The sequence below is a fragment of the Atopomonas hussainii genome (assembly GCF_900109735.1).
Classification (GTDB): domain Bacteria; phylum Pseudomonadota; class Gammaproteobacteria; order Pseudomonadales; family Pseudomonadaceae; genus Atopomonas; species Atopomonas hussainii.
The window spans coordinates 245,609-266,401 of the sequence record NZ_FOAS01000003.1 but is presented as its reverse complement, the minus strand read 5'-3'; the positions used below and the strand labels follow the sequence as shown (position 1 = coordinate 266,401).

The 20,793-nt window shown below is 59.6% G+C and carries 26 protein-coding genes; 18 read left to right on the top strand and 8 right to left on the bottom strand.

Translation table 11 applies throughout. The annotated features are described in order from the left end of the window. Nucleotide 1: 1 nt before the first annotated feature. From ctaD to BMX80_RS04300, 3 genes are read left to right on the top strand one after another with little or no spacing between them, the layout of a single operon-like run. Entirely contained in the window at nucleotides 2–1,594 is a 1,593-nt protein-coding gene (ctaD, locus tag BMX80_RS04310) for a cytochrome c oxidase subunit I (protein WP_071873336.1), read from the top strand. 7 nt (nucleotides 1,595–1,601) lie between these two features. Next, nucleotides 1,602–2,156, top strand: a complete 555-nt coding sequence (locus tag BMX80_RS04305; protein ID WP_074865506.1) for a cytochrome c oxidase assembly protein — start codon at nucleotides 1,602–1,604, stop codon at nucleotides 2,154–2,156. A gap of 10 nt (nucleotides 2,157–2,166) precedes the next feature. Then, the gene (locus BMX80_RS04300) at nucleotides 2,167–3,057 is read left to right on the top strand and encodes a cytochrome c oxidase subunit 3 (protein ID WP_074865502.1); all 891 of its coding nucleotides are present in this window, start codon (nucleotides 2,167–2,169) and stop codon (nucleotides 3,055–3,057) included. Between the two features lie 16 nt (nucleotides 3,058–3,073). Here BMX80_RS04300 and BMX80_RS04295 read toward each other — a convergent pair whose 3' ends face one another. Beyond that, nucleotides 3,074–3,277, bottom strand: coding sequence for a twin transmembrane helix small protein (locus BMX80_RS04295; RefSeq protein ID WP_074865499.1), 204 nt, complete (start codon nucleotides 3,275–3,277; stop codon nucleotides 3,074–3,076). A 23-nt stretch (nucleotides 3,278–3,300) separates the two neighbouring features. On the opposite strand from BMX80_RS04295, the gene BMX80_RS04290 reads away from it, so the two are divergent. The 10 genes from BMX80_RS04290 to BMX80_RS04245 all read left to right on the top strand — a co-directional run bounded on the left by BMX80_RS04290 (nucleotide 3,301) and on the right by BMX80_RS04245 (nucleotide 11,817). Further along, nucleotides 3,301–4,071: an SURF1 family protein gene (locus tag BMX80_RS04290; RefSeq protein ID WP_235821600.1), complete on the top strand. Its 771-nt coding sequence runs from the start codon at nucleotides 3,301–3,303 to the stop codon at nucleotides 4,069–4,071. After that, the gene (locus tag BMX80_RS04285; protein ID WP_074865497.1) at nucleotides 4,058–4,630 is read left to right on the top strand and encodes a hypothetical protein; all 573 of its coding nucleotides are present in this window, start codon (nucleotides 4,058–4,060) and stop codon (nucleotides 4,628–4,630) included. The genes BMX80_RS04290 and BMX80_RS04285 overlap by 14 nt, the downstream gene beginning before the upstream one ends. Before the next feature lie 10 nt (nucleotides 4,631–4,640). Next, the gene (locus tag BMX80_RS04280; protein WP_074865494.1) at nucleotides 4,641–5,663 is read left to right on the top strand and encodes a COX15/CtaA family protein; all 1,023 of its coding nucleotides are present in this window, start codon (nucleotides 4,641–4,643) and stop codon (nucleotides 5,661–5,663) included. A 47-nt stretch (nucleotides 5,664–5,710) separates the two neighbouring features. Continuing rightward, nucleotides 5,711–6,622, top strand: a complete 912-nt coding sequence (cyoE, locus tag BMX80_RS04275; protein WP_071873342.1) for a heme o synthase — start codon at nucleotides 5,711–5,713, stop codon at nucleotides 6,620–6,622. Beyond that, nucleotides 6,619–7,251: an SCO family protein gene (locus BMX80_RS04270; protein ID WP_074865491.1), complete on the top strand. Its 633-nt coding sequence runs from the start codon at nucleotides 6,619–6,621 to the stop codon at nucleotides 7,249–7,251. The genes cyoE and BMX80_RS04270 overlap by 4 nt, the downstream gene beginning before the upstream one ends. Nucleotides 7,252–7,392: 141 nt before the next feature. Continuing rightward, the gene (gene ftsY, locus BMX80_RS04265) at nucleotides 7,393–8,505 is read left to right on the top strand and encodes a signal recognition particle-docking protein FtsY (protein ID WP_074865488.1); all 1,113 of its coding nucleotides are present in this window, start codon (nucleotides 7,393–7,395) and stop codon (nucleotides 8,503–8,505) included. Continuing rightward, entirely contained in the window at nucleotides 8,502–9,170 is a 669-nt protein-coding gene (gene ftsE, locus BMX80_RS04260) for a cell division ATP-binding protein FtsE (RefSeq protein WP_071873345.1), read from the top strand. The genes ftsY and ftsE overlap by 4 nt, the downstream gene beginning before the upstream one ends. Beyond that, nucleotides 9,170–10,180: a permease-like cell division protein FtsX gene (gene ftsX / locus BMX80_RS04255; RefSeq protein ID WP_074865485.1), complete on the top strand. Its 1,011-nt coding sequence runs from the start codon at nucleotides 9,170–9,172 to the stop codon at nucleotides 10,178–10,180. Before ftsE ends, ftsX begins: the two co-directional genes overlap by 1 nt. A gap of 117 nt (nucleotides 10,181–10,297) precedes the next feature. Further along, complete coding sequence (gene rpoH, locus BMX80_RS04250; RefSeq protein WP_074865482.1) at nucleotides 10,298–11,152, top strand: RNA polymerase sigma factor RpoH; 855 nt, start codon at nucleotides 10,298–10,300, stop codon at nucleotides 11,150–11,152. A 71-nt stretch (nucleotides 11,153–11,223) separates the two neighbouring features. Further along, a complete protein-coding gene (locus BMX80_RS04245; protein ID WP_074865479.1) occupies nucleotides 11,224–11,817 on the top strand; it encodes a hypothetical protein in 594 nt (197 codons plus the stop codon). Here BMX80_RS04245 and mtgA read toward each other — a convergent pair. Then, nucleotides 11,814–12,563, bottom strand: coding sequence for a monofunctional biosynthetic peptidoglycan transglycosylase (gene mtgA, locus BMX80_RS04240; protein ID WP_074865476.1), 750 nt, complete (start codon nucleotides 12,561–12,563; stop codon nucleotides 11,814–11,816). The two genes, BMX80_RS04245 and mtgA, sit on opposite strands and share 4 nt — an antisense overlap. A gap of 69 nt (nucleotides 12,564–12,632) precedes the next feature. On the opposite strand from mtgA, the gene BMX80_RS04235 reads away from it, so the two are divergent. From BMX80_RS04235 to BMX80_RS04215, 5 genes are all read left to right on the top strand, one after another. After that, the gene (locus BMX80_RS04235) at nucleotides 12,633–13,004 is read left to right on the top strand and encodes a DUF423 domain-containing protein (RefSeq protein ID WP_074865472.1); all 372 of its coding nucleotides are present in this window, start codon (nucleotides 12,633–12,635) and stop codon (nucleotides 13,002–13,004) included. 67 nt (nucleotides 13,005–13,071) lie between these two features. After that, a complete protein-coding gene (gene thiS, locus BMX80_RS04230) occupies nucleotides 13,072–13,272 on the top strand; it encodes a sulfur carrier protein ThiS (protein WP_074865469.1) in 201 nt (66 codons plus the stop codon). An 11-nt stretch (nucleotides 13,273–13,283) separates the two neighbouring features. Further along, entirely contained in the window at nucleotides 13,284–14,078 is a 795-nt protein-coding gene (locus BMX80_RS04225; protein ID WP_074865466.1) for a thiazole synthase, read from the top strand. 7 nt (nucleotides 14,079–14,085) lie between these two features. After that, nucleotides 14,086–14,802, top strand: coding sequence for a tRNA (guanosine(46)-N7)-methyltransferase TrmB (trmB, locus tag BMX80_RS04220; RefSeq protein WP_074865463.1), 717 nt, complete (start codon nucleotides 14,086–14,088; stop codon nucleotides 14,800–14,802). A 175-nt stretch (nucleotides 14,803–14,977) separates the two neighbouring features. Continuing rightward, nucleotides 14,978–16,327: a DUF1329 domain-containing protein gene (locus BMX80_RS04215; RefSeq protein ID WP_407922774.1), complete on the top strand. Its 1,350-nt coding sequence runs from the start codon at nucleotides 14,978–14,980 to the stop codon at nucleotides 16,325–16,327. 109 nt (nucleotides 16,328–16,436) lie between these two features. Here the strand turns inward: BMX80_RS04215 and BMX80_RS04210 are convergent, their stop codons facing one another. Genes BMX80_RS04210 through metX form a run of 6 tightly spaced genes read right to left on the bottom strand, consistent with a single transcriptional unit; the run spans nucleotide 16,437 to nucleotide 20,755 of the window. After that, complete coding sequence (locus tag BMX80_RS04210) at nucleotides 16,437–16,760, bottom strand: DUF3392 domain-containing protein (RefSeq protein WP_071873355.1); 324 nt, start codon at nucleotides 16,758–16,760, stop codon at nucleotides 16,437–16,439. 30 nt (nucleotides 16,761–16,790) lie between these two features. Beyond that, nucleotides 16,791–17,954 (bottom strand): radical SAM family heme chaperone HemW, encoded by a 1,164-nt coding sequence (hemW, locus tag BMX80_RS04205; RefSeq protein WP_083394236.1) that lies wholly within the window; start codon nucleotides 17,952–17,954, stop codon nucleotides 16,791–16,793. Further along, a complete protein-coding gene (gene rdgB, locus BMX80_RS04200; RefSeq protein WP_074865457.1) occupies nucleotides 17,951–18,568 on the bottom strand; it encodes an RdgB/HAM1 family non-canonical purine NTP pyrophosphatase in 618 nt (205 codons plus the stop codon). The genes hemW and rdgB overlap by 4 nt, the downstream gene beginning before the upstream one ends. After that, nucleotides 18,565–18,993 carry a DUF4426 domain-containing protein gene (locus tag BMX80_RS04195; protein WP_071873358.1) on the bottom strand — a complete coding sequence of 143 codons (429 nt, stop codon included), beginning with the start codon at nucleotides 18,991–18,993 and terminating at the stop codon, nucleotides 18,565–18,567. The genes rdgB and BMX80_RS04195 overlap by 4 nt, the downstream gene beginning before the upstream one ends. A 23-nt stretch (nucleotides 18,994–19,016) precedes the next feature. Beyond that, nucleotides 19,017–19,607, bottom strand: coding sequence for a methionine biosynthesis protein MetW (gene metW, locus BMX80_RS04190; protein ID WP_071873359.1), 591 nt, complete (start codon nucleotides 19,605–19,607; stop codon nucleotides 19,017–19,019). Between the two features lie 8 nt (nucleotides 19,608–19,615). Beyond that, complete coding sequence (metX, locus tag BMX80_RS04185; protein ID WP_074865454.1) at nucleotides 19,616–20,755, bottom strand: homoserine O-succinyltransferase MetX; 1,140 nt, start codon at nucleotides 20,753–20,755, stop codon at nucleotides 19,616–19,618. Nucleotides 20,756–20,793 lie beyond the last annotated feature (38 nt).

The window sequence follows — 20,793 nt, the reverse complement described above, 5'->3', positions numbered from 1 at the left end:
CATGAGTGCCGTCATAGACCACACCGCCCATGCCGGGCACGACCACCATCACGGCCCCGCCAAAGGGCTGATGCGCTGGGTATTAACCACGAACCATAAAGACATCGGCAGCATGTATTTGTGGTTCAGCTTCATCATGTTTTTAGTCGGCGGCAGCATGGCGATGGTGATCCGCGCCGAGCTGTTCCAGCCGGGCATGCAGATTGTTGAGCCCGAATTTTTCAACCAGATGACCACCATGCACGGTTTGATCATGGTGTTCGGTGCGGTGATGCCAGCGTTTGTCGGCCTCGCCAACTGGATGATTCCGCTGATGATCGGCGCGCCAGACATGGCCCTGCCGCGGATGAACAACTTCAGCTTCTGGCTGTTGCCTGCGGCCTTCGGGATTCTGCTCTCGACCTTGTTCACTGAGGCCGGTGGGCCGAACTTCGGCTGGACCTTCTACGCGCCGCTGTCCACCACTTATGCGCCGGAGTCGGTGACCTTCTTTATCTTCGGTGTGCACTTGATGGGCGTTAGCTCAATCATGGGCGCGATCAACGTGGTGGCGACCATCCTCAACCTGCGCGCACCGGGCATGACCTTGATGAAAATGCCCTTGTTCGTCTGGACTTGGCTGATCACCGCCTTCTTGTTGATTGCAGTGATGCCGGTGTTGGCCGGTTGCGTGACCATGATGCTGATGGACATCCACTTCGGCACCAGCTTCTTTAGTGCGGCCGGTGGCGGTGATCCGGTGTTGTTCCAGCATGTGTTCTGGTTCTTCGGCCACCCTGAGGTGTACATCATGATCCTGCCGGCGTTCGGTGCGGTCAGTGCGATCATCCCGGCCTTTGCGCGTAAGCCGCTGTTTGGTTACACCTCGATGGTCTACGCCACGGCGTCGATTGCCTTCCTGTCGTTTATCGTCTGGGCGCACCACATGTTCACTGTGGGCATTCCGCTCACCGGCGAGCTGTTCTTTATGTACGCCACCATGCTGATCGCCGTGCCCACTGGGGTGAAGGTGTTTAACTGGGTGAGCACCATGTGGCGCGGCTCGATGACCTTCGAGGCGCCCATGCTGTTTGCCGTGGCGTTTGTCATCCTGTTCACCATCGGTGGTTTCTCCGGCCTGATGCTGGCGATTGCTCCGGCGGACTTCCAATACCACGACACCTACTTTGTGGTGGCGCACTTCCATTACGTGCTGGTGCCGGGCGCGATCTTTGGCATCTTCGCCTCGGCGTACTTCTGGCTGCCCAAGTGGACCGGCCATATGTACGACGAAGTACTGGCGAAAACGCACTTCTGGATGAGCTTTATCGGCATGAACTTGGCCTTCTTCCCTATGCACTTTGTGGGGTTGGCCGGCATGCCGCGGCGAATCCCGGACTACAACCTGCAGTTTGCTGACTTCAACATGATCAGCTCGATCGGTGCCTTTACCTTCGGCGCCAGTCAGTTGCTGTTCCTGTTTATCGTTATCAAGTGCATTCGTGGCGGTAAGCCCGCGCCGGCTAAACCGTGGGATGGCGCTGAAGGGTTGGAGTGGAGCGTGCCGTCACCGGCGCCGTACCACACCTTTAGCACCCCGCCCGAGGTGAAGTGAGGTCGCCATGCGCGAATCAACCCTCACCATCGGCCAACTCACCCTGCGCCTCTGTGGCGTGGTGGTGGCGATGTTTGCCTTCGGCTTTGCCTTGGTGCCGATCTACGACGTGATGTGTCAGGCGTTCGGCATCAACGGCAAAACCAGCGCTAGCGCCTACCAAGGCGCTGCCGAGGTGGATGCCAGCCGCGAGGTGAAAGTGCAGTTTGTGGCCACCAATGCCGCCGATATGGTCTGGGGTTTTGAGCCGGTAGCGGCGCAGCTGACGGTCAGCCCCGGCAGTGTGCAGGAGATGCGCTTTATTGCGCATAACCCCACCGATAAGCCGATGACGGCGCAGGCGATTCCCAGCGTGTCGCCGTCTAAGGCGGCGGCTTACTTTCATAAAACCGAATGTTTTTGCTTTACCCAGCAAGTGCTGCAGCCGGGCGAGCGCATCGAAATGCCGGTGCGCTTTATTGTCGACCGCGACCTGCCCGCCGACGTACATCGCTTAACGCTGGGCTACACCTTGTTCGATATCACTGCGCGTAAGCCGCCGGTTCCCGTGGCCGGACGATAAGGAGAACAACATGTCCCAAACCCACGAGCAGTATTACGTTCCCGCCCAAAGCAAGTGGCCGATCATCGCCACTATCGGCCTCAGCACCACGCTGTATGGCTTGGGCGCGTGGTTTAACGATTTATCCGCCGAGCGCGCCGAATCTAACGGCCCGCTGATCATGTTTGTTGGTGCGCTGTTCTTGGCGTACATGCTGCACGGCTGGTTTGCCGATGTGATCCGCGAAAGCCGTGGCGGCCTGTACAGCGCGCAGATGGACCGCTCGTTCCGCTGGGGCATGAGCTGGTTCATCTTCTCCGAGGTGATGTTCTTCGTCGCCTTCTTCGGTGCGCTGTTTTATGTGCGCACTATTTCCGGCCCATGGCTGGGCGGGGAAGGCGACAAGGGCGTGACCAACATGCTCTGGGAAGGCTTCGAGTTCACCTGGCCGCTGCTGTCGAACCCCGATAACAAGCTTTTCCCGCCACCCAGCGCGGTGATTGATGCCTGGCAGCTGCCGCTGATCAACACCATCTTGCTGGTGACCTCCAGTTTCACCGTGACCTTTGCCCATCACGCGCTAAAGAAGAACAAGCGCGGCGCGCTGAAGGCTTGGCTGGCGGTGACGCTGGTGCTGGCCGTGGCGTTTTTGGCCTTGCAGGTGGAGGAATACATCTTCGCCTACCAAGAGCTTGGCCTCACCTTAGGCTCGGGCATCTACGGCGCGACCTTCTTCATGCTCACCGGCTTTCACGGTGCCCACGTGACCATGGGGGCGATCATCCTCGCGGTGATGCTAGTGCGCATTATGAAAGGGCACTTCGATGCCGAGCAGCACTTCGGTTTTGAGGCGGCCAGCTGGTACTGGCACTTCGTCGATGTGGTGTGGATCGGTTTGTTTATCTTCGTTTATGTGTTGTGAGTGGGGTTAAACCCACTCACCAAGTGACATGCGACACCAATTGGCCGCTATAGAAGCCATAAGCAATCAGCGCCACCGTGAGCGCGGTAAGAGCCACGCGCACGGTGAGCGCATTGACCACGCGGGAGCGGCTGCTGTCGTCCTTCACCAGAAAGACTAGGCCGCTGAACAAGCTGGCGAGGATCGCCAGTAGCAAGAGGACGATGACCAGCTTCAGCATGGGCAGACTCCGGGGGATGCAGGATGAACACAGGCAGCAGTATAGCCAGCTCGGCTGAGATGCCAGCCGCCAAGCGCCGCCCGCGCCTATGGTGGCGTGTGTTGGGCATTGCGCTGCCGTTATTGCTGCTGCCGCTCTTGTTGGGCTTAGGTTTTTGGCAGCTGGAGCGTGCCGCCGAAAAACGCCAGCTAGAGGCCAACTGGCAAGCGCGCAGCGCGCTGCCCGCGCAAACGTTGGTTAGCCTCGAAGGCCAACGCGACTTGGCCTATCGCCGCGTGCAGTTACAAGGCCGCTTCGATAGTGAACATACCCTGCTGCTGGATAACCGCGTGCGCGACGGCCATCCGGGCGTCGAGGTGTTACAGCCCTTTTACGATCAGCGCAGCGGCCTGTGGTTGCTGGTCAATCGCGGCTGGCAGCGCTGGCAAGATCGCCGTGAGCTGCCGCGCATACACACACCCGAGGCGCAGCTGAGCCTCACTGCGTGGGTGTATCAGTCGCACGAAACCCCGCTACAACTCGGCGCGGCGCCCAGCCAAGGCTGGCCGCGTTTAGTCACCGAGGCTAATCCTCAAACGCTATGGCAGCGCCTTGGGCGCGCCGGTTTTGCTTACGAAGTTCGCCTAACTCCGGGCCCTGCGGCATTAGATACCCGCTGGCCACCCGTCAATATGAGCCCCGCGAAACACACCGCTTACGCCTGGCAATGGTTTGCCTTGGCGCTGGCGCTGCTGTGCTTAAGCGCGTGGCAAGTCGTTGTGTCTTATCGAGGAGCTCGTCATGCCGCACGCTAATCCTTCCGAAACCACGCCGAGCTTGTGGCGCGGGCGTTTGCAGTTGCTGGCGTTGGTCGGCGTGGCGGTGCTGCCGATGGTGCTGGCCACCGCCATGTACTACGGCGACTTCTTCGTGCCGCAGTCGCGCAGCCATCACGGCGAACTGGTCAGCCCCGGCCTGACCCTGCAGGACTTAGGCTTAAGCAACCCGCAAGAGGGCGAAGGGCGCTGGCAGCTGCTAGTCACCGCGCCGCAAGCCTGCGATAGCGACTGCGAACGCCTGCTGTATTTAAGTCGGCAGATTCATATCGGCTTAGGCCGTGAAGCCAATCGCGCGGCGCACACCTTAGTGGTGGCCGCCGCCGACACGCAGCAGCAAGCGCAGTGGCGCACCGACGACCCTAAATTGCAGATCATTCAGCACAGCCTGCCCAGTAAGGGCCCGCAAGGCGCCGCGAGCGAGCTGTGGTTGGTCGACCCGCATGGCAACTTAGTGCTGCGCTATGGCGCGGATACCGAAGGCAAGCCAGTGCTCAACGACCTGCGCCATCTGCTTAAGCTGAGCAACATTGGATAAGGCGGCCCCTATGCGTAAAGCAGGCTTTACCTTAGCCCTGTGCGCCACCGTGTTGGCCGCACTGGTAGTGATGTTGGGCGCGTACACAAGGCTCACCCATGCGGGGCTCGGTTGCCCTGACTGGCCGGGTTGCTATGGCTTTATCGGCGTGCCGCAAACAGAAGATCAGCTAGCGCATGCCGCCGAGCATTTTCCGCATGCGCCGGTAGAGGAAGAAAAAGGCTGGAACGAAATGGTGCACCGCTATTTTGCCGGCACCTTAGGCCTGTTGATTCTGGCGCAGGCACTGTTCGCATGGCGCCGCCGCGACGTTGCCGACCAGCCGGTGAAGCTGCCCCTGCTGCTGCTGGCGGTGGTGATCGTACAAGCCGCCTTTGGTATGTGGACGGTCACCCTAAAGCTCTGGCCGCAAGTGGTGACCGCGCATTTGCTCGGAGGCTTTACCACCCTTAGCTTGCAGGCCTTGCTGACCTTGCGGTTATCCGGGCGCTGGCCAGCGCTGAAAAAACCGCCCACGCAGGCGCTGCGCGGTTTAGCCGCGGCCGGCTTGTTGGCGGTGCTCGGCCAAGTGGCGCTGGGTGGCTGGGTGAGCAGTAATTACGCCGCCGTAGCCTGCGTCGATTTGCCCACCTGCCACGGTGAATGGTGGCCGGCAATGGACTTCGCCAATGGTTTTCACCTCACCCAGCACATCGGGCCGAACTATTTAGGCGGCCAGCTCGATAGCGATGCACGCACCGCGATTCATGTCAGCCACCGCCTAGGTGCGATCTTGGTTAGTGCGTTGTTACTGCTGCTGATTGCCGCACTGTGGCGGGCGCGGTTAACCGGTTTGGCCCAAGCCCTAGCGCTGTTGTTGGTCGTGCAGGTTTCGCTGGGGATAAGCAATGTGCTGCTGCATCTGCCGTTGGCAGTCGCGGTTGCGCATAACGCCGGCGGTGCGGCGTTACTGATCATGTTGGTGGCGATCAATTACCGCTTGCGCCAACCGGCCAACGAACTACAGCGCAGCCGGGTGTTACAGCCGGCTTAACAGCAAGCACAACGAACAACAGCGAATAACAATAAAGGAGTATGCCCATGGCCATTCTCTCTAGCGCGCAAAACCACGCAGCCCCGCTGCGCTGGCAGGACTATCTAGAGCTGACCAAGCCCAAGGTGGTGCTATTAATGCTGATCACCTCGCTGATCGGCATGTTGCTGGCCACCGAGGGCTGGGTGAGTTGGCAGGTGTTGTTGTTCGGCAATGCCGGTATCGGCTTGTGCGCCGGTGCGGCAGCGGCGATCAATCACTTGGTCGACCGGCGTATCGACAGCATCATGGCGCGCACGCAGAAGCGCCCGGTGGCGCAGGGCCGCTTGGCGCCGTTGCAGGTTATCTTGTTTGCCGCGCTGCTCACCGCCTGCGGCAGCGCCTTGCTGCTGGTGTTTACTAACCCGCTGACCCTGTGGCTGACCTTGGCCTCGCTATTGGGTTATGCCGCGCTGTATACAGGTTTTTTAAAGCGCGCCACGCCGCAGAACATTGTGATCGGCGGGCTGGCCGGTGCTGCGCCGCCGCTACTGGGTTGGGTCGCCGTAACGGGCCAAGTCAGCGCCGAGCCGCTGCTGTTAGTGCTGATTATCTTCGCTTGGACGCCGCCGCACTTCTGGGCGCTGGCCATTCACCGCAAGGCCGAATACGCCAAGGCAGATATTCCCATGCTTCCAGTGACCCACGGCGAGCGTTACACCAAGCTGCATATCGTGCTGTATAGCCTGATTTTGTTCGCCATCAGCCTGCTGCCCTTTGTGATTCACATGAGCGGGCTGATTTATCTAGTCGCCGCCGTGGCGCTGGGCGCGAAGTTCCTCGATGGGGCGTGGGCGCTGTGGTGCGACACTAAGCCGCACGCCGCCATAGGGCTGTTTAAGTACTCCATCACTTATTTGTTTTTGCTGTTTATCGCCCTGCTGGTAGATCATTACTGGCAGGGGGTAATTCATCTATGAGCAATGTGCAAAAGACGGTCGCCGTGCTGTTGGCGGTGATCGCCGTGGTGCTGGGCTTAACCATTCAAAAAGTCTTAAGCGGTGGCGAAAGCCAAGCTAAACCAGCGCAGCTGGATGCCGGTTTAGTGATGCTGACTACGCACCGTGCATTACCGGCGCTGACCTTTATCAATGCCGAAGGCCAGCCGCAGGACGTTAGTCAGCTCACCGGTAAGTGGCGTTTGGTGTTTTTTGGCTACACCTTCTGCCCGGATATTTGCCCGACTACCTTGGCCGAGCTGCGCCAGCTGCAAAGCCGCTTGCCTGAGGCGCTTAAACAGCGCATGCAGGTGGTGCTAGTCAGCGTAGACCCCGCGCGCGATACCCCGCAGCAGCTCAAGCAATACTTAAGCTTCTTCGATGCCGGCTTTGCCGGGTTAACCGGTGACTTAGCGCAAACCCAAGAGTTGGCTACCGTGCTGGGCATTCCGTTTATTCCCGCCGATACCAGTAAGCCCAATTACACCGTCGACCACGGCGGTAATGTGGCCTTGGTGGGGCCGGATGGCGCCTTGCACGGTTTTCTGCGTTCGCCGCTGAAGGTCGACAAATTACTTGAGGTATTACCGCCGATACTGGCCGGCCAATAGCGCAGTTTTGTCGCCGGACATCACCTTTACGGCCACAAGCAGGTACTATGGCAGCCAGTTACTGTCCGAGCGCGCAGGCAAGGTCTGGGCGCTCGTGTTCTTTTCAGGGCAGGCATGGCCTGCCGCACGACGAGTTCACCCATGTTTGGTTCCAAAGACGACAACAAACCCCAAGCCAGTGAAGAGCGCAAAGGCTTGTTTGGCTGGGGTCGCAAGAAAGACGCCGCCGCTGAAACCTCTGCCGAAAGCGCACCAGCCGCACCTGCATCAGCAGCGCAACCCGCCGCAAAGGTTGAGCAGCCCGCCGCCCGCCCCGCGGAAGAAAAAGCCGGCTTCTTTAATCGCTTAAAGCAAGGCCTGTCCAAGACTGGCGCCACCCTCGGCGAGGGTATGGCGAGCATGTTCCTCGGTCGTCGGGTGATTGATGACGACCTGCTGGAAGAGATCGAAACCCGCCTGCTGACCTCCGACGTCGGTGTCGAAGCCACCCGCGTGATCATGGAAAACCTCACTTGGCAGGTTGAGCGTAAAGACTTAACCGACGCCGACGGCCTGTTCCAAGCCCTGCAAAAAGAACTGGCCGCGCTGCTTAAGCCGGTTGAACAACCGCTACAGATTGCCGGTGCCAGTCCTTACGTGATCTTGGTCGTCGGTGTAAATGGCGTGGGCAAAACCACCACCATCGGTAAGCTGGCTAAGAAGCTGCAACAAGACGGCAAGAAAGTCATGTTGGCCGCTGGCGATACCTTTCGCGCCGCGGCTGTTGAGCAGCTGCAAGTGTGGGGCGAGCGTAACCAGATTCCGGTGATCGCTCAGCACACCGGCGCCGATTCCGCCTCAGTGATTTTTGATGCCGTGCAGGCGGCTAAGTCGCGTGGTTGTGATGTGCTGATCGCCGACACCGCAGGCCGTCTGCACAACAAAGACAACCTCATGGAAGAGCTGAAAAAAGTAAAACGTGTGATGGGCAAGCTCGATAGCAGCGCGCCGCACGAAGTGCTCTTGGTGCTGGATGCCGGCACCGGGCAAAACGCCCTCAACCAAGCCAAGCAGTTTAATCAGGCGGTAAACCTCACCGGCCTGGCGCTGACCAAACTCGATGGCACCGCGAAAGGCGGGGTGATCTTCGCCTTGGCGCAACAAATGAAGCTGCCGATTCGTTACATCGGCGTCGGCGAAGGTATCGACGACCTGCGTCCGTTTGTCGCCGATGACTTTGTGCGCGCCCTGTTTGCCGGAGTCGCCAACGGATGATCCGCTTCGAGCAGGTCGGTAAGCGTTATCCCAATGGTCATACGGGCCTGGTGGATGTCAGTTTCCGTGTGCACCGTGGCGAGATGGTGTTCGTCACCGGGCACTCGGGCGCCGGTAAAAGTACCCTACTCAAGCTGATTCTGGCGTTGGAGAAAGCCGACGCCGGCAAGATTCTTCTCGCTGGGCAAGACATCAGCGAAATCACTCACGCGCAGATTCCTTTTCTGCGTCGGCAGATCGGCGTGGTGTTCCAAAACCACCGCCTGCTGCCTGATCGCAGTGTGTTTGAAAACGTCGCGCTGCCGCTGCAAATTCTCGGCTTGTCGCGCGAGCAAATGACCAAGCGCGTGCATGCCGCGTTGGATAAGGTCGGCCTGCTGCGTAAAGAAAAATGTCTGCCGCAGGATATCTCCACCGGTGAGCAACAGCGCGTCGGCATCGCCCGTGCCGTGGTGCATAAGCCGGCACTGCTGCTCGCCGATGAGCCGACCGGTAACCTCGACCCGCGTTTGGCGGCGGAAATCATGGGCCTGTTTGAAGACTTCCACCGCGCCGGCACTACGGTGCTGGTGGCCAGTCACGACTTAGCGTTGATTGCGCGTATGCGCCACCGCCTGCTGACCTTGCAGCGCGGGCGCATTATTGGCGACGGGGAGAGCGGCTGATGAGCGACAAACCGCAAAAAATCGGCCAAGAAGCGGCCGCCGCGCGTCCCGCTAAACGTGGTGCTAAGCGCGATCAGCATGGCTGGCGCGAAACCCTGCGTGCTTACGGGCGCAGTCATAAAGCCAGCTTGCACGACAGCGTCGGCCGCCTGTGGGCGCAGCCGATTTCAACCTTATTAACCTGGTTGGTGATGGGCATCGCTTTGAGCTTGCCGATGGGCATGGGTTTATTGCTCGATAGCCTGGAAAAACTCGGCGGCTCGTGGCAGCGCGCCGCGCAAATCAGCGTGTTCCTAGAACTGCGTTTGCCTGAGGCCGAAAGCCAAGCGTTAAGCCTGCGTATCGCCGATATGGCGCATGTGGCCGATGTCGAGCTGATCAGTCGTGAGCAGGCGCTGGCCGAGTTTCAGCAGCAATCTGGTTTAGGCGAGGCGCTGAAAGAGTTGCCAGAAAACCCGCTGCCAGCACTGATTGTGGTCACCCCGAAAGAAGTCGAACGTGCCGGGCTCGAGGCTTTGCTCAGCGAGCTGCAAGGCCTGCCCGGTGTAGCGCAGGCGCAATTGGACTTGGCGTGGGTCGAGCGCTTGGCAGCCATGCTGAGTCTCGGTCAGCGCTTTGTGTTTGGCATTGCCTTGTTGCTGATCGCCGGCTTGCTGCTGGTGGTGGGCAACACGATTCGCTTGGCCATTGAAGGGCGCCGACAAGAGATCGAAGTGATCAAGCTGGTCGGCGGCACCGATGGCTATGTGCGGCGGCCGTTTCTGTACATCGGCGTGCTGTATGGCTTTGGCGCCGGTTTAATCGCTTGGGTACTGCTGGCGTTTGGCTTGAGTTGGCTGAACGATGCGGTGGTGCGTTTGGCAGGTCTGTATCAGAGCGATTTCGCCTTGATTGGTGTGCCGGTGGAAGAAGGTCTGCTGCTGATGCTAGGTTCGGTGATGCTCGGCTACTGCGGCGCCTGGCTTGCCGTTGGTCGGCATCTGCGCGAGCTAGAAGCACAAGTGCAGTAACTGCCTGAAATCACAACGAAATATTTGCTAACAAGGCGCGTCTTGAACTTGCCCTGAGGTTCCGTGTCTGATGAGGCAGTGCTACACTCGCTGCGCAATTCTCATTGGAGGGGCTTTATGACCACCGCTTTGCAACCTGTCCACACGCTAGTCCCGGGGGCGAATCTCGAGGCTTACGTTTCTACGGTCAATAGCATTCCGCTGTTGTCGGTAGAGCAGGAGCGCGAGCTGGCCGAGCGTCTCTACTACCAGCAAGATCTGGATGCCGCTCGTCAACTCGTGATGTCGCACCTGCGTTTTGTTGTGCACATCGCTCGTAGCTACTCTGGCTATGGCTTGGCCCAAGCCGATTTAGTGCAAGAAGGTAATGTCGGCCTGATGAAGGCGGTCAAGCGCTTCAACCCGGAAATGGGCGTGCGCTTGGTGTCGTTTGCCGTGCACTGGATCAAGGCCGAGATTCACGAATTTATTCTGCGCAACTGGCGCATCGTTAAAGTCGCCACCACCAAGGCGCAGCGTAAGTTGTTCTTCAACCTGCGCCGCGCGAAGAAAGGCTTGGGCTGGCTGAACAACGACGAAGCGCATGCCGTGGCGCAAGACTTAGGCGTTGAAGTGCGCGATGTGCGTGAGATGGAATCGCGCCTGTCGGGTCACGATATGGCCTTCGACGCGCCGAACGATGCCGATGACGACAGTGCTTATCAGGCGCCGGCGTATTACTTGGAAGACCACAGCGCCGATCCGTCGCAACTCTTAGAAGATGCTGACTGGACCGAGAGCGCCAACAACAACCTGCATACGGCGTTACAGGGTTTGGATGATCGCAGTCGCGATATTCTTTACCAGCGCTGGTTGGCCGAAGAAAAGGCTACCCTGCATGAATTGGCCGAGCGCTATCAGGTGTCTGCCGAGCGTATTCGTCAGCTAGAAAAGAACGCGCTGAACAAGCTTAAAGGCCAGCTCGTCGCTTAAGCTGGAAGCCTAAAAACCGCACGTTACAGCTGAACTGAACGTGCGGTTTTTCTTTGCCTCAAGGAAATTGCATGTTTCTTCGCCCTCGTCATTACCTGCTGATTGCCGCGCTGGCCATGCTTGGCTTTGCCTTTGGTATGTGGCTGTCGAGCTTTAAGGCGACGGCTGCGTTGGCGGGGTTGGATAAGCTTGAGCCAGTGCTGCCAGCACTGAAACAGCAGCAACTCAGCTTGCACGATCTGCGCGCACACTTGCCCGGTGAGCTGTATGTGGAAGCCAGTCTCGAAGGCGCGGTGCTGACTTGGCATAGCGAATGGGAGGCCGATGAGCAGTCTTGGCAGTTGGTGGCTGAGTTAGCGTTAACGGCAGAGGAGCGGCAGAGCTTGGCCAAGGCCAGCGGCGTTGCGCGTGGCAAGCCGGCCGAGCCGCTCAGCGCCGCGTTGGCCGATCAGCTTGGCAGTCATCTGGTGCAGGCAATCAATCTGCGCGGTGAGCCGGAGCCGCATCAGGAAGCACTGGAAGGCAGTTTTGGGCGTGCCAAGTTAAAGCTGCCGCTGGAAGGCGAAGAGGCGTGGGTGTATCCCAAAGAAGGCCTTACGGCACGGGTTGGCGATGAGACCGTGCGCCTGCTGCGGTTTGTCGCCCCAGACGATCTCACCCCTTAACGCCAGTCTGTGGCCCAGCTGGGCAAATAGGCCCGCCAGTTCAGCGTAGGGCGCTCTAGTTGATTTAAGTAGTGGCTGCCGCCGAGTTGGCGAACTTGGCGGCGAATCCACTGTGCACGCTGGCGTGTGCCGGCGCTCGGCGCGGCGGCGGAGCGCTGGCGAGGATTAGGCAGAATGGCCGCCAGCAGGCTGCTTTGCTCGGCGGATAAATACGGCGCTTGGCTGCCAAAGTGATAACGCGCAGCGGCATCGGCGCCAAAAACGCCGTCGCCCCATTCCACGGTGTTTAAGTACAGCTCCAGAATGCGCTGTTTAGGTAGCAGCACTTCCAGCAGTAAGGTAAACCACGCTTCCAGCGCTTTGCGCGGCCAACTGCGGCCCGACCAGAGAAACAGGTTTTTGGCTAACTGTTGGCTGAGTGTGCTGGCACCACGCAGGCTGCCGCCTTGTGCGTTGTGCTTAACCGCCGCCGCGATAGCGCTCACATCAAAGCCCCAGTGCTCGGCAAAACGTTGGTCTTCGGCGGCAATCACGGCCATTTTTAGGTCGTCGGGCAGTTCGTCCCAGTCGCGCCATTGGCGCTGTAAGGTCAGGCTGCGGCCTGCCTCGCGGGCTTCTAAGGCGCGCTCGAGCATCAACAAGCTGCCCGGCGGATCAACCCAGCGCAGCGCCAATACCGCGAGGGCGCTGACCAGCAGCAGAAGGCCGAAGAGTTTGCCGAGCAGGCGCAGCAGGCGTTTAAACATCTAGAGTTGGCCGTGGCGAAAAGCTGGCATTATAGCCGCCCGTTGAGTCAGGTCTGTGGAGTGGGGCGCATGCAGCGTTGGGCTTTGTTGGTGGCCGCCGTGGCCGGTTTTTTGGCTGTAGGGTTGGGCGCGTTTGCCGCGCACGGGCTGCGTAATGTGCTGTCGGCCGAGTACCTCACGGTGTTTCAGACCGGCGTGCATTATCAGATGGTGCATGCTTTGGCGCTGCTGGCCGTCGCTATGCTGCTGGCAAAGAACCCGGCGCGCAGCCTGCGCATCGCGGCGTGGGGCTTTACGCTCGGCATCTTGCTGTTTTCCGGCAGCCTGTACGCGCTGACGCTTAGCGGCGTGCGCAGTTTAGGCATGATCACCCCGTTCGGCGGCGTGGCGTTTCTGATCGGTTGGGCGTCGCTGGCGTGGTTTGCTTGGCGCTCACGCTGATTTGGGCCTGACTGGTCGTTCAGGCTAGAATATCGGCCCTTTTGTCCAACACTTCTGGTTGTGCTCGATGCAGATCACCCTTAATGGTCAAGCCCATACGTTGCCCGCGGCGCTCAGCATTGCCGAGTTGCTGGCGCAGTTGGGGTTAACCGGCAAACGGGTGGCGGTGGAGCGCAATCAGGAAATCGTGCCGCGCAGCGCGCATGCCAGCACCGTGCTTGCCGAAGGTGATCACGTGGAAGTGGTGCATGCCATTGGTGGCGGCTAAGCGAGAGCCTCATGACCGCACAGCCTTTTGATAAGCCGCTAACGCTGGCCGGCCGCGAATACCAGTCGCGCCTGCTGATTGGCACCGGCAAATACAAAGACCTCGAAGAAACCCGCGTGGCGATTGAAGCCTCCGGCGCCGAGATCGTGACCGTGGCCGTGCGCCGCACCAACATCGGCCAGAACCCCAATGAGCCGAACTTGTTGGACGTGATCAGCCCCGACAAGTACACCATTCTGCCCAACACCGCCGGCTGCTTCGATGCGGTTGAAGCAGTGCGCACCTGCCGTTTGGCGCGTGAATTATTGGATGGTCACGACTTGGTCAAGTTGGAAGTGCTGGCCGACCAAAAGACCCTGTTCCCCAATGTGGTGGAAACCTTAAAAGCTGCCGAAGAGCTGATCAAAGACGGCTTTAAAGTGATGGTCTACACCAGCGATGACCCGATCATCGCTCGCCAGCTGGCACAAATGGGCTGCGTGGCAGTGATGCCCTTGGCCGGTTTGATCGGCTCAGGTCTGGGGATCTGCAATCCGTACAACCTGCAGATCATTCTGGAAGAAGCCACCGTGCCGGTGCTGGTGGATGCCGGTGTGGGTACCGCCTCTGATGCGGCGATTGCCATGGAGTTAGGCTGCGAAGCCGTGCTGATGAACAGCGCCATTGCCCATGCGCAGCACCCGGTGCTGATGGCCGAGGCCATGAAACACGCCATTATTGCTGGCCGCCAAGCCTTCCTCGCCGGTCGCATGCCGCGCAAATTGTATGCCCAGGCGTCATCGCCGTTAGATGGCCTGATTCGCTGAGAAAGATATGAGTCAAGAAGTCGACCAACCAGGCGCCGACGATAGTCAGGCGCCGCGCCGCAGTATCCGTAGCTTTGTGTTGCGCCAAGGGCGCATGACTGTCGGGCAAACCCGCGGTATCGAGCAAGGCTGGCCGCGTTACGGGTTAACCGTGGCCGAAGGTGCACTGAACTACACCGAGCTGTTTGCCGATAAGCCAGTGACGCTGGAGATTGGTTTTGGCATGGGTCAGTCCCTGCTGGCCATGGCCAAAGCCGCGCCTGAGCAGGCGTTTATCGGTGTGGAAGTGCACAAGCCGGGCGTTGGTGCTTTGCTCGCCAGCGCGCTGGCCGAAGAGGTCGATAACCTGCGTGTCTACAATGAAGATGCTATCGCTGTGTTAGAGCAGTGCGTGCCCGATGCCAGCTTGGCGCGGCTGATGCTGTTCTTCCCCGATCCGTGGCATAAAAGCCGTCACCACAAACGGCGCATTGTGCAGCCGGCGTTTGCCGAGCTGGTACGACGCAAGCTGAAAGTCGGCGGCGTACTGCACATGGCGACCGATTGGCAGCCCTATGCTGAACATATGCTCGAGGTGCTGAGCGCCGCGCCCGGCTATCAGAACCAGGCGGCTGACGGCGCCTACATCGAGCGCCCCGCCGAGCGCCCGCTGACCAAGTTTGAAGCCCGTGGCGAGCGCTTAGGCCACGGCGTTTGGGATTTGAAGTTCACGCGTACCGAATGACTTGGTACGCCTGCCCGCAGGGCAAAGCGGCGCGCTAAGCCGTTTGCCGCCTGCGGGAGCATAAGACTGGCTAAAGCCAGCGCCAGGATGGCCCTCACCAAAACGCTAAAAGCCAAAGCCCAACTACACTTCAACAAAGGGCACAGGCACCCGATTATCGATGAGGGATTTTACAGTGTTAAAACGAGTGGTTATTGCAGCAGCCAGCCTGTCGCTGGCATTAACCGCCCAAGCCAAGGTGGATGAGGGCCAGGCACAGCGCTTAGGTCAAGATCTCACCCCGCTGGGTGGCGAAAAAGCCGGTAACGCCGAGGCCAGTATCCCGGCGTGGACAGGCGGTATCACTAAGCCGGTTGCCGGCTATCAGGTGGGTGATCACCATCCTGATCCGTATGCTGCCGATGTGCCGGTGTTTGAAGTGGATGCGGCCAGCCTAGGCGCACACGCCGAGCGCGTGCCGTTGGGCTTGCAGCAGCTGCTCAAAGACAATCCTGACTACAAAATGCGCGTCTACCCCACGCGCCGCAGTGCTTCGGCGCCGCAGCGCATCTATGACGCTACCCGCTATAACGCCACCAACGGCGAGTTAATTGCCAACGGTAATGGCGTGCAGGGTGTGGCCTCCGGCATTCCCTTCCCAATCCCGCAAGAAGGACTGGAAGTGATCTGGAACCACATCATGCGTTATCGCGGCGAAAGCCTGGAAATGAACACCAACATGGCGGCGGTATTGGCCAATGGTGATTTCAACCTGCAGCGTCAGGAGCGTTACGCCTACTTTGTCTATGGTCGCGAGGGGATTACTCCCGGCGACTTGGACAACACCTTGTTCTACTACAAGTACCGCATTACCGCGCCGGCAAAAGTCGCTGGTTCTGCGTTAGTAGTGCAGGAGCCTTTGGATCAGGTGCTGGCCATTCGTAAGGCCTGGCGCTATGACGTCGGCCAGCGCCGTGTGCGCCGTCTGCCGAAGCTGGCTTACGACAGCCTGCAGCCAGACACCAACGGCATCGGCTTGGCCGACACTGTGGACGTGTACAACGGTGCGCCGGATAAGTACGAGTGGACCTTGGTCGGCAAGAAAGAAATGCTCGTGCCGTACAACAGCTACAAGGTGCACCAGAAAGGCTTGAAGTACGACGAGATCGTGCAGAAGAAACACGTCAACGACAGCCTGCTGCGTTACGAGCTGCACCGTGTGTGGGTGGTGGAAGCCGCTTTGCGCCCGGGGCATAGCCATGTGCATGGCAAGCGCCGTTTCTATCTGGATGAAGACAGCTGGCAGATTCTGTCTGTTGATCTCTACGACGAAGACGGCCAGAAGCTAGTTGGTGCCCAGGAAGTGCATCCGATCAACTATTACGAAGTGCCGCTGATGACCAGCACCTTAGAAGTCACTTACGACTTTAAAGGCAGCCGCTTCTTGGTCGATGGTCTGGATAACAACGAGAAGATGTACAACTTTAACGCGGACTTAACCCCGCGTGACTTTACCTCTTCGGCGTTGCGCCGCGAAGGCCGCTGATTCAATCAGCTGGCTAAGCTACCAAAAAGCCGAGGCGCGCAAGCGACCTCGGCTTTTTTATTAGCGCCGCTTTTGTCTGCCCGGCATGCAGGGGCGCTACTGGCCGGTGTTAGCTACGGTCGGCCAACACGCCAATTAAGAAGAAAATCAGCAACAGCACCGGCGCCAAGGTGTAGTTGTTGAAATAGCCTAGCGCTTGGGCCAGAAACGGGGTTAAGAAGATAATCGCCAAGCCATAGCCCAACGCACACACCAGCACGAAGGCCAAGGTGCGCAGGAAGAAATTCCAGCTGCTGATGGCGCGGCGCACGCTGTCGTTAATCCCCGGGCCAAACAACACAAACAGGGTGGCCATAATCGCCAGCGAGATGTCGTACAGATGGCCGCGGCTCCAGCGCGACAGCGTAGCAAGCAGGTCGAGAACGAGATCCACAGAGGCTCCTTAGCACCGAGGCAGGGGTGGTTAATCGGCTAAAAACTGTTGCAGCAAGTCATTTAAAAACATCTGGCCTTGCGGCGTGGCGCACAGGCGCGCTTCATCCTCAACCAGCAGGCCGCGGCGGCGCAAGTCAGTTAGCGCCGGCTTAAGTGTGCTAAGCGGCTGGCCGGTGCGGGCGTGGTACAGCTCGCTCGGCACGCCGGCGTGCAGGCGCAAGGCGTTCATCATGAAGTCGAAGGGCAAGTCGGCGCTGCTGATGCTTTCACTGCCTGCGCAAAAGGCTTTCTCGGGGTTTAGGTAGTCTTTTGGTGTGCGGGTTTTCCAGCGTCGTTCGATTTGCCAGTGGCCAGCGCTATCGATGTGGCTGAGCTTGCCGTGGGCGCCGGCGCCGATGCCGATAAAGTCACCAAACTGCCAGTAATTCAGGTTATGCCGCGCTTCTCGGCCTTGCTGCGCATAGGCCGACACTTCGTACTGGGCAAAACCGTGCTGAGCGAGGAGCGCTTGGCCGTGCTCTTGAATGGCCCAGAGGGTTTCGTCTTCGGGCAGGCGCGGCGGCTTGCTCCAGTATTCGGTGTTCGGCTCGATGGTCAGCTGATACCACGACAGGTGCGTGGGTTTTAGGTCGATGGCTTGCGCCAAGTCAGCCAATGCAGCGTCGAGGTCTTGCCCCGGCAGGCCGTGCATTAAGTCTAAATTGAAGTTGTCGAAGCCCGCTTGGCGCGCGGCACTGGCGGCATTTAGCGCTTCGCCGCGGCCATGAATGCGCCCCAGCGCTTTGAGTTGCTCGGGGGCAAAGCTCTGAATGCCCAGCGACAGGCGATTGATACCCAAGGCGCGGTAGGCGGCGAACTTGTCTTGTTCGAAGGTGCCGGGGTTGGCCTCGAGGGTAATCTCGCAGTCGGCGCTGAAGGCGATTTGCTCGCGCAGCTCACTGAACAAGCGCTGATAGGCGGCAGCAGACAGCAAGCTGGGTGTGCCGCCACCGATGAACACCGAGCTGATTGAGCGGCCTTGTGCGGCAGGCAGCTCGCTGGCGAAGTCGGCTAGCAGGGCGTCGATATACGCCGCTTCTGGCAACTCGGCGCCTGCGGCGTGGGAGTTGAAGTCGCAGTACGGGCATTTGCGCACGCACCACGGCACATGGATATACAGCGCCAGCGGCGGCAGTGTGGCCGCCGTGCTCATAAGCCCTGCTGGTGAAGTTGTTGCTGTGGTAATTGCTGCATGAGCAGCGCCATGGCGCGAGCGCGGTGGCTGAGCTGGTTCTTTTGCGCGGGGCTCAGTTCTGCGCTGGCGCAGTCGTGCTCGGCCACCCAGAACAGTGGGTCGTAGCCAAAGCCGTTGCTGCCCTGCAGGGCGTGCAGAATGCGCCCGCGCCACTGGCCAACACACACTAAAGGCACTGGGTCGGTGGCGTGACGCACTAAGGCCAGCGCGCAAATAAACTGCGCGCCGCGCTGGCTGTCTGGCACATCTTTCAGCGCCTCAAGCAACTTGGCGTTGTTGGCGGCATCACCGCCGTCGCCGGCGTAGCGTGCGGAGTAAATCCCCGGTGCGCCGCCTAAAGCATCCACCGCGAGGCCCGAGTCATCGGCCAGCGCCGGTAGGCCAGACACCTCTGCCGCATGGCGCGCCTTGAGCAGGGCGTTTTCGATAAACGACAGGCCGGTTTCTTCCGGCGCGGTTTGGCTGAATTCAGCCACCGAGCGCACGCGAATGCCGTCACCCAGCAGGGCTTGCAGTTCTTTCAGCTTGCCAGCGTTGTGGCTAGCGAGTACCAGTTCAGTCAGCGGTTTCATTCGGCGGCAAAGAACTCTTGGTTAAAGGTGAACTGCTGCACGGCGTCATCGCCAATGCCTTGCACGCGCACGGTAAAGGTTAAGGTTTCGCGTTTGTCGTGGGTGAACTGGGCGAGGTAGTACACGGCTTCGCCTTCGCGAATCTCTTTAAAGGTCAGCGGCTGTACCTTGCTGAGCAGGTCCTTGGCTTCGCCGCCGACGATGGCGGCCACGGCTTTGCCGTCTTTCTGCACGGCAATGTTCAGTACGCCGGTTTGCTTGCCGCGCACTAGGCCCGTGGCGGCGGCAGTGTCTGGCTGTAAGAAGGTCGAGTTAAAGGCGCTGTAGTGCACCTTGTAGTCGCCCAGTTGTTTGGCTTGTTCGGCCTGCGCGGGCAGGGCGAAGCTTAAACAGGCGGCTAAGACGGCGGTCAGTAGGTTTTTCATGGCGGTTATTCCTGTGCGGGGCGTCAGCGGGTAACGCGATAAATACCAATTTCACCCAATAGATTAGGCCACAGGTTGGCCAGTTTGCCGTCGCGGTGACGACGGTCCACCGCTAGGCGCTCGATGATTTTCAGCTGCGAGCGATGGCACAGCGCCTCGAAGTCACGGAAGGTGCAAAAGTGAATGTTCGGCGTGTTGTACCAGGTGTAGGGCAGAAACTCCGACACCGGCATGCGGCCCTTGGTGGACAAGTACCAGCGGCAGCGCCAGTGGCCAAAGTTGGGGAAGGTGATGATGCATTCGCGGCCCACGCGGAGCATTTCTTCGAGGATCTTGTCTGGGTAATGCACCGCTTGCAGGGCTTGGGTCATCACCACCACGTCGAAGCTGTTGGTGGCGAAGTTAGCCAGACCCAAATCGAGGTTTTGCTCGATCACATTGAGGCCCTTACCCACGCATTCGGCAATGTTGTCGGGGTCGATTTCCAGCCCGTAGCCTTGCACGGCTTTGTGCTGTTGCAGGTACTCGAGCAGCTCGCCGCTACCGCAGCCTAAGTCGAGCACCCGGCTGCCGTGTGGAATCCACTCTTGAATGATGTCGAGATCAGCGCGCATGGTCAGCCTTACAGTTCAATACGGTTCAGATAGCCACGCAGGGCAGTGAAATAGCGCGGGATGGGCATCAGGAAGGCATCGTGGCCTTGCGGTGCGTCGACTTCCAGATAGCTGACGTTTTTCTTCGCATCCAGCAGGGCATCGACAATCTCGCGCGAGCGTGCCGGCGAAAAGCGCCAGTCGGTGGTGAACGACACCACTAAAAAGTCCGCCTTGGCCTGCGCCAGTGCTTGGCTGAGGTTGTCCTCGTAAGCGGCGGCGGGGTCGTAATAGTCCAGCGCTTTGGTCATCAGCACATAGGTGTTGGCGTCGAAACGGCCAGAGAACTCCTCGCCTTGGTAGCGCAGGTAGCTTTCCACCTGAAACTCCACGCTGTGGAAGTCGTAATTGAGCTTGTCGGTTTTCAGCTCGCGGCCAAACTTGCTGCCCATCGCTGCGTCAGACAAATACGTAATGTGCCCGACCATGCGTGCCAGCATCAGGCCGCGTTTGGGAATGGTGTCGTGGCTGTAGAACTGCCCACCGTGGTAGTCCGGGTCGGACAAAATCGCCTGTCGTGCCACTTCGTTAAAGGCGATGTTCTGCGCCGACAGCTTAGGCGCCGAAGCAATCACCACTGCGTGCTGAAGGCGCTCGGGGTAGGTGATGCTCCACTGCATGGCCTGCATGCCGCCGAGGCTGCCGCCAATCACCGCGGCCCAGACGTCGATGCCGAGCAAGTCGGCCAGGCGCGCTTGGCTGTGCACCCAGTCGATCACGTTGAGCACCGGGAAATCGCCGCCGTAAAGTTTGCCGGTGGCGGGGTTAATGCTGGTGGGGCCGGTGGAGCCATTGCAGCCGCCGATATTGTTCAGGCAGACGACAAAGAATTTATTGGTGTCGATCGGTTTGCCGGGGCCGATGGCGCTGTCCCACCAGCCGGGCTTGCGCTCGTCGAGGCTGTGATAACCCGCCGCATGATGATGACCCGACAGCGCATGGCAGATCAGCACGGCATTGCTGCGTGCGCTGTTCAGTTGGCCGTAGGTTTCATAGACCAAGTCATAGGCCGGCAGCTCACGACCGCAGGCGAGCATTAAGGGCTGATCGAAGTGCGCTGTCTGTGGACTGACAAGGCCGACGGAATCAGCGGGCAGCTCGGAGGGCATCAGGCAAAACTCCAGACAAACAAAGGCGTGAGTCTAAA

Excerpts from the sequence above, each read along its gene's own strand:
- ctaD (WP_071873336.1), top strand. The coding sequence starts at position 2 with ATGAGTGCCGTCATAGACCACACCGCCCATGCCGGGCACGACCACCAT.
- BMX80_RS04305 (WP_074865506.1), top strand. The coding sequence starts at position 1,602 with ATGCGCGAATCAACCCTCACCATCGGCCAACTCACCCTGCGCCTCTGT.
- BMX80_RS04300 (WP_074865502.1), top strand. The coding sequence starts at position 2,167 with ATGTCCCAAACCCACGAGCAGTATTACGTTCCCGCCCAAAGCAAGTGG.
- BMX80_RS04295 (WP_074865499.1), bottom strand. The coding sequence starts at position 3,277 with ATGCTGAAGCTGGTCATCGTCCTCTTGCTACTGGCGATCCTCGCCAGC.
- BMX80_RS04290 (WP_235821600.1), top strand. The coding sequence starts at position 3,301 with ATGAACACAGGCAGCAGTATAGCCAGCTCGGCTGAGATGCCAGCCGCC.
- BMX80_RS04285 (WP_074865497.1), top strand. The coding sequence starts at position 4,058 with ATGCCGCACGCTAATCCTTCCGAAACCACGCCGAGCTTGTGGCGCGGG.
- BMX80_RS04280 (WP_074865494.1), top strand. The coding sequence starts at position 4,641 with ATGCGTAAAGCAGGCTTTACCTTAGCCCTGTGCGCCACCGTGTTGGCC.
- cyoE (WP_071873342.1), top strand. The coding sequence starts at position 5,711 with ATGGCCATTCTCTCTAGCGCGCAAAACCACGCAGCCCCGCTGCGCTGG.
- BMX80_RS04270 (WP_074865491.1), top strand. The coding sequence starts at position 6,619 with ATGAGCAATGTGCAAAAGACGGTCGCCGTGCTGTTGGCGGTGATCGCC.
- ftsY (WP_074865488.1), top strand. The coding sequence starts at position 7,393 with ATGTTTGGTTCCAAAGACGACAACAAACCCCAAGCCAGTGAAGAGCGC.
- ftsE (WP_071873345.1), top strand. The coding sequence starts at position 8,502 with ATGATCCGCTTCGAGCAGGTCGGTAAGCGTTATCCCAATGGTCATACG.
- ftsX (WP_074865485.1), top strand. The coding sequence starts at position 9,170 with ATGAGCGACAAACCGCAAAAAATCGGCCAAGAAGCGGCCGCCGCGCGT.
- rpoH (WP_074865482.1), top strand. The coding sequence starts at position 10,298 with ATGACCACCGCTTTGCAACCTGTCCACACGCTAGTCCCGGGGGCGAAT.
- BMX80_RS04245 (WP_074865479.1), top strand. The coding sequence starts at position 11,224 with ATGTTTCTTCGCCCTCGTCATTACCTGCTGATTGCCGCGCTGGCCATG.
- mtgA (WP_074865476.1), bottom strand. The coding sequence starts at position 12,563 with ATGTTTAAACGCCTGCTGCGCCTGCTCGGCAAACTCTTCGGCCTTCTG.
- BMX80_RS04235 (WP_074865472.1), top strand. The coding sequence starts at position 12,633 with ATGCAGCGTTGGGCTTTGTTGGTGGCCGCCGTGGCCGGTTTTTTGGCT.
- thiS (WP_074865469.1), top strand. The coding sequence starts at position 13,072 with ATGCAGATCACCCTTAATGGTCAAGCCCATACGTTGCCCGCGGCGCTC.
- BMX80_RS04225 (WP_074865466.1), top strand. The coding sequence starts at position 13,284 with ATGACCGCACAGCCTTTTGATAAGCCGCTAACGCTGGCCGGCCGCGAA.
- trmB (WP_074865463.1), top strand. The coding sequence starts at position 14,086 with ATGAGTCAAGAAGTCGACCAACCAGGCGCCGACGATAGTCAGGCGCCG.
- hemW (WP_083394236.1), bottom strand. The coding sequence starts at position 17,954 with ATGAGCACGGCGGCCACACTGCCGCCGCTGGCGCTGTATATCCATGTG.
- rdgB (WP_074865457.1), bottom strand. The coding sequence starts at position 18,568 with ATGAAACCGCTGACTGAACTGGTACTCGCTAGCCACAACGCTGGCAAG.
- BMX80_RS04195 (WP_071873358.1), bottom strand. The coding sequence starts at position 18,993 with ATGAAAAACCTACTGACCGCCGTCTTAGCCGCCTGTTTAAGCTTCGCC.
- metW (WP_071873359.1), bottom strand. The coding sequence starts at position 19,607 with ATGCGCGCTGATCTCGACATCATTCAAGAGTGGATTCCACACGGCAGC.
- metX (WP_074865454.1), bottom strand. The coding sequence starts at position 20,755 with ATGCCCTCCGAGCTGCCCGCTGATTCCGTCGGCCTTGTCAGTCCACAG.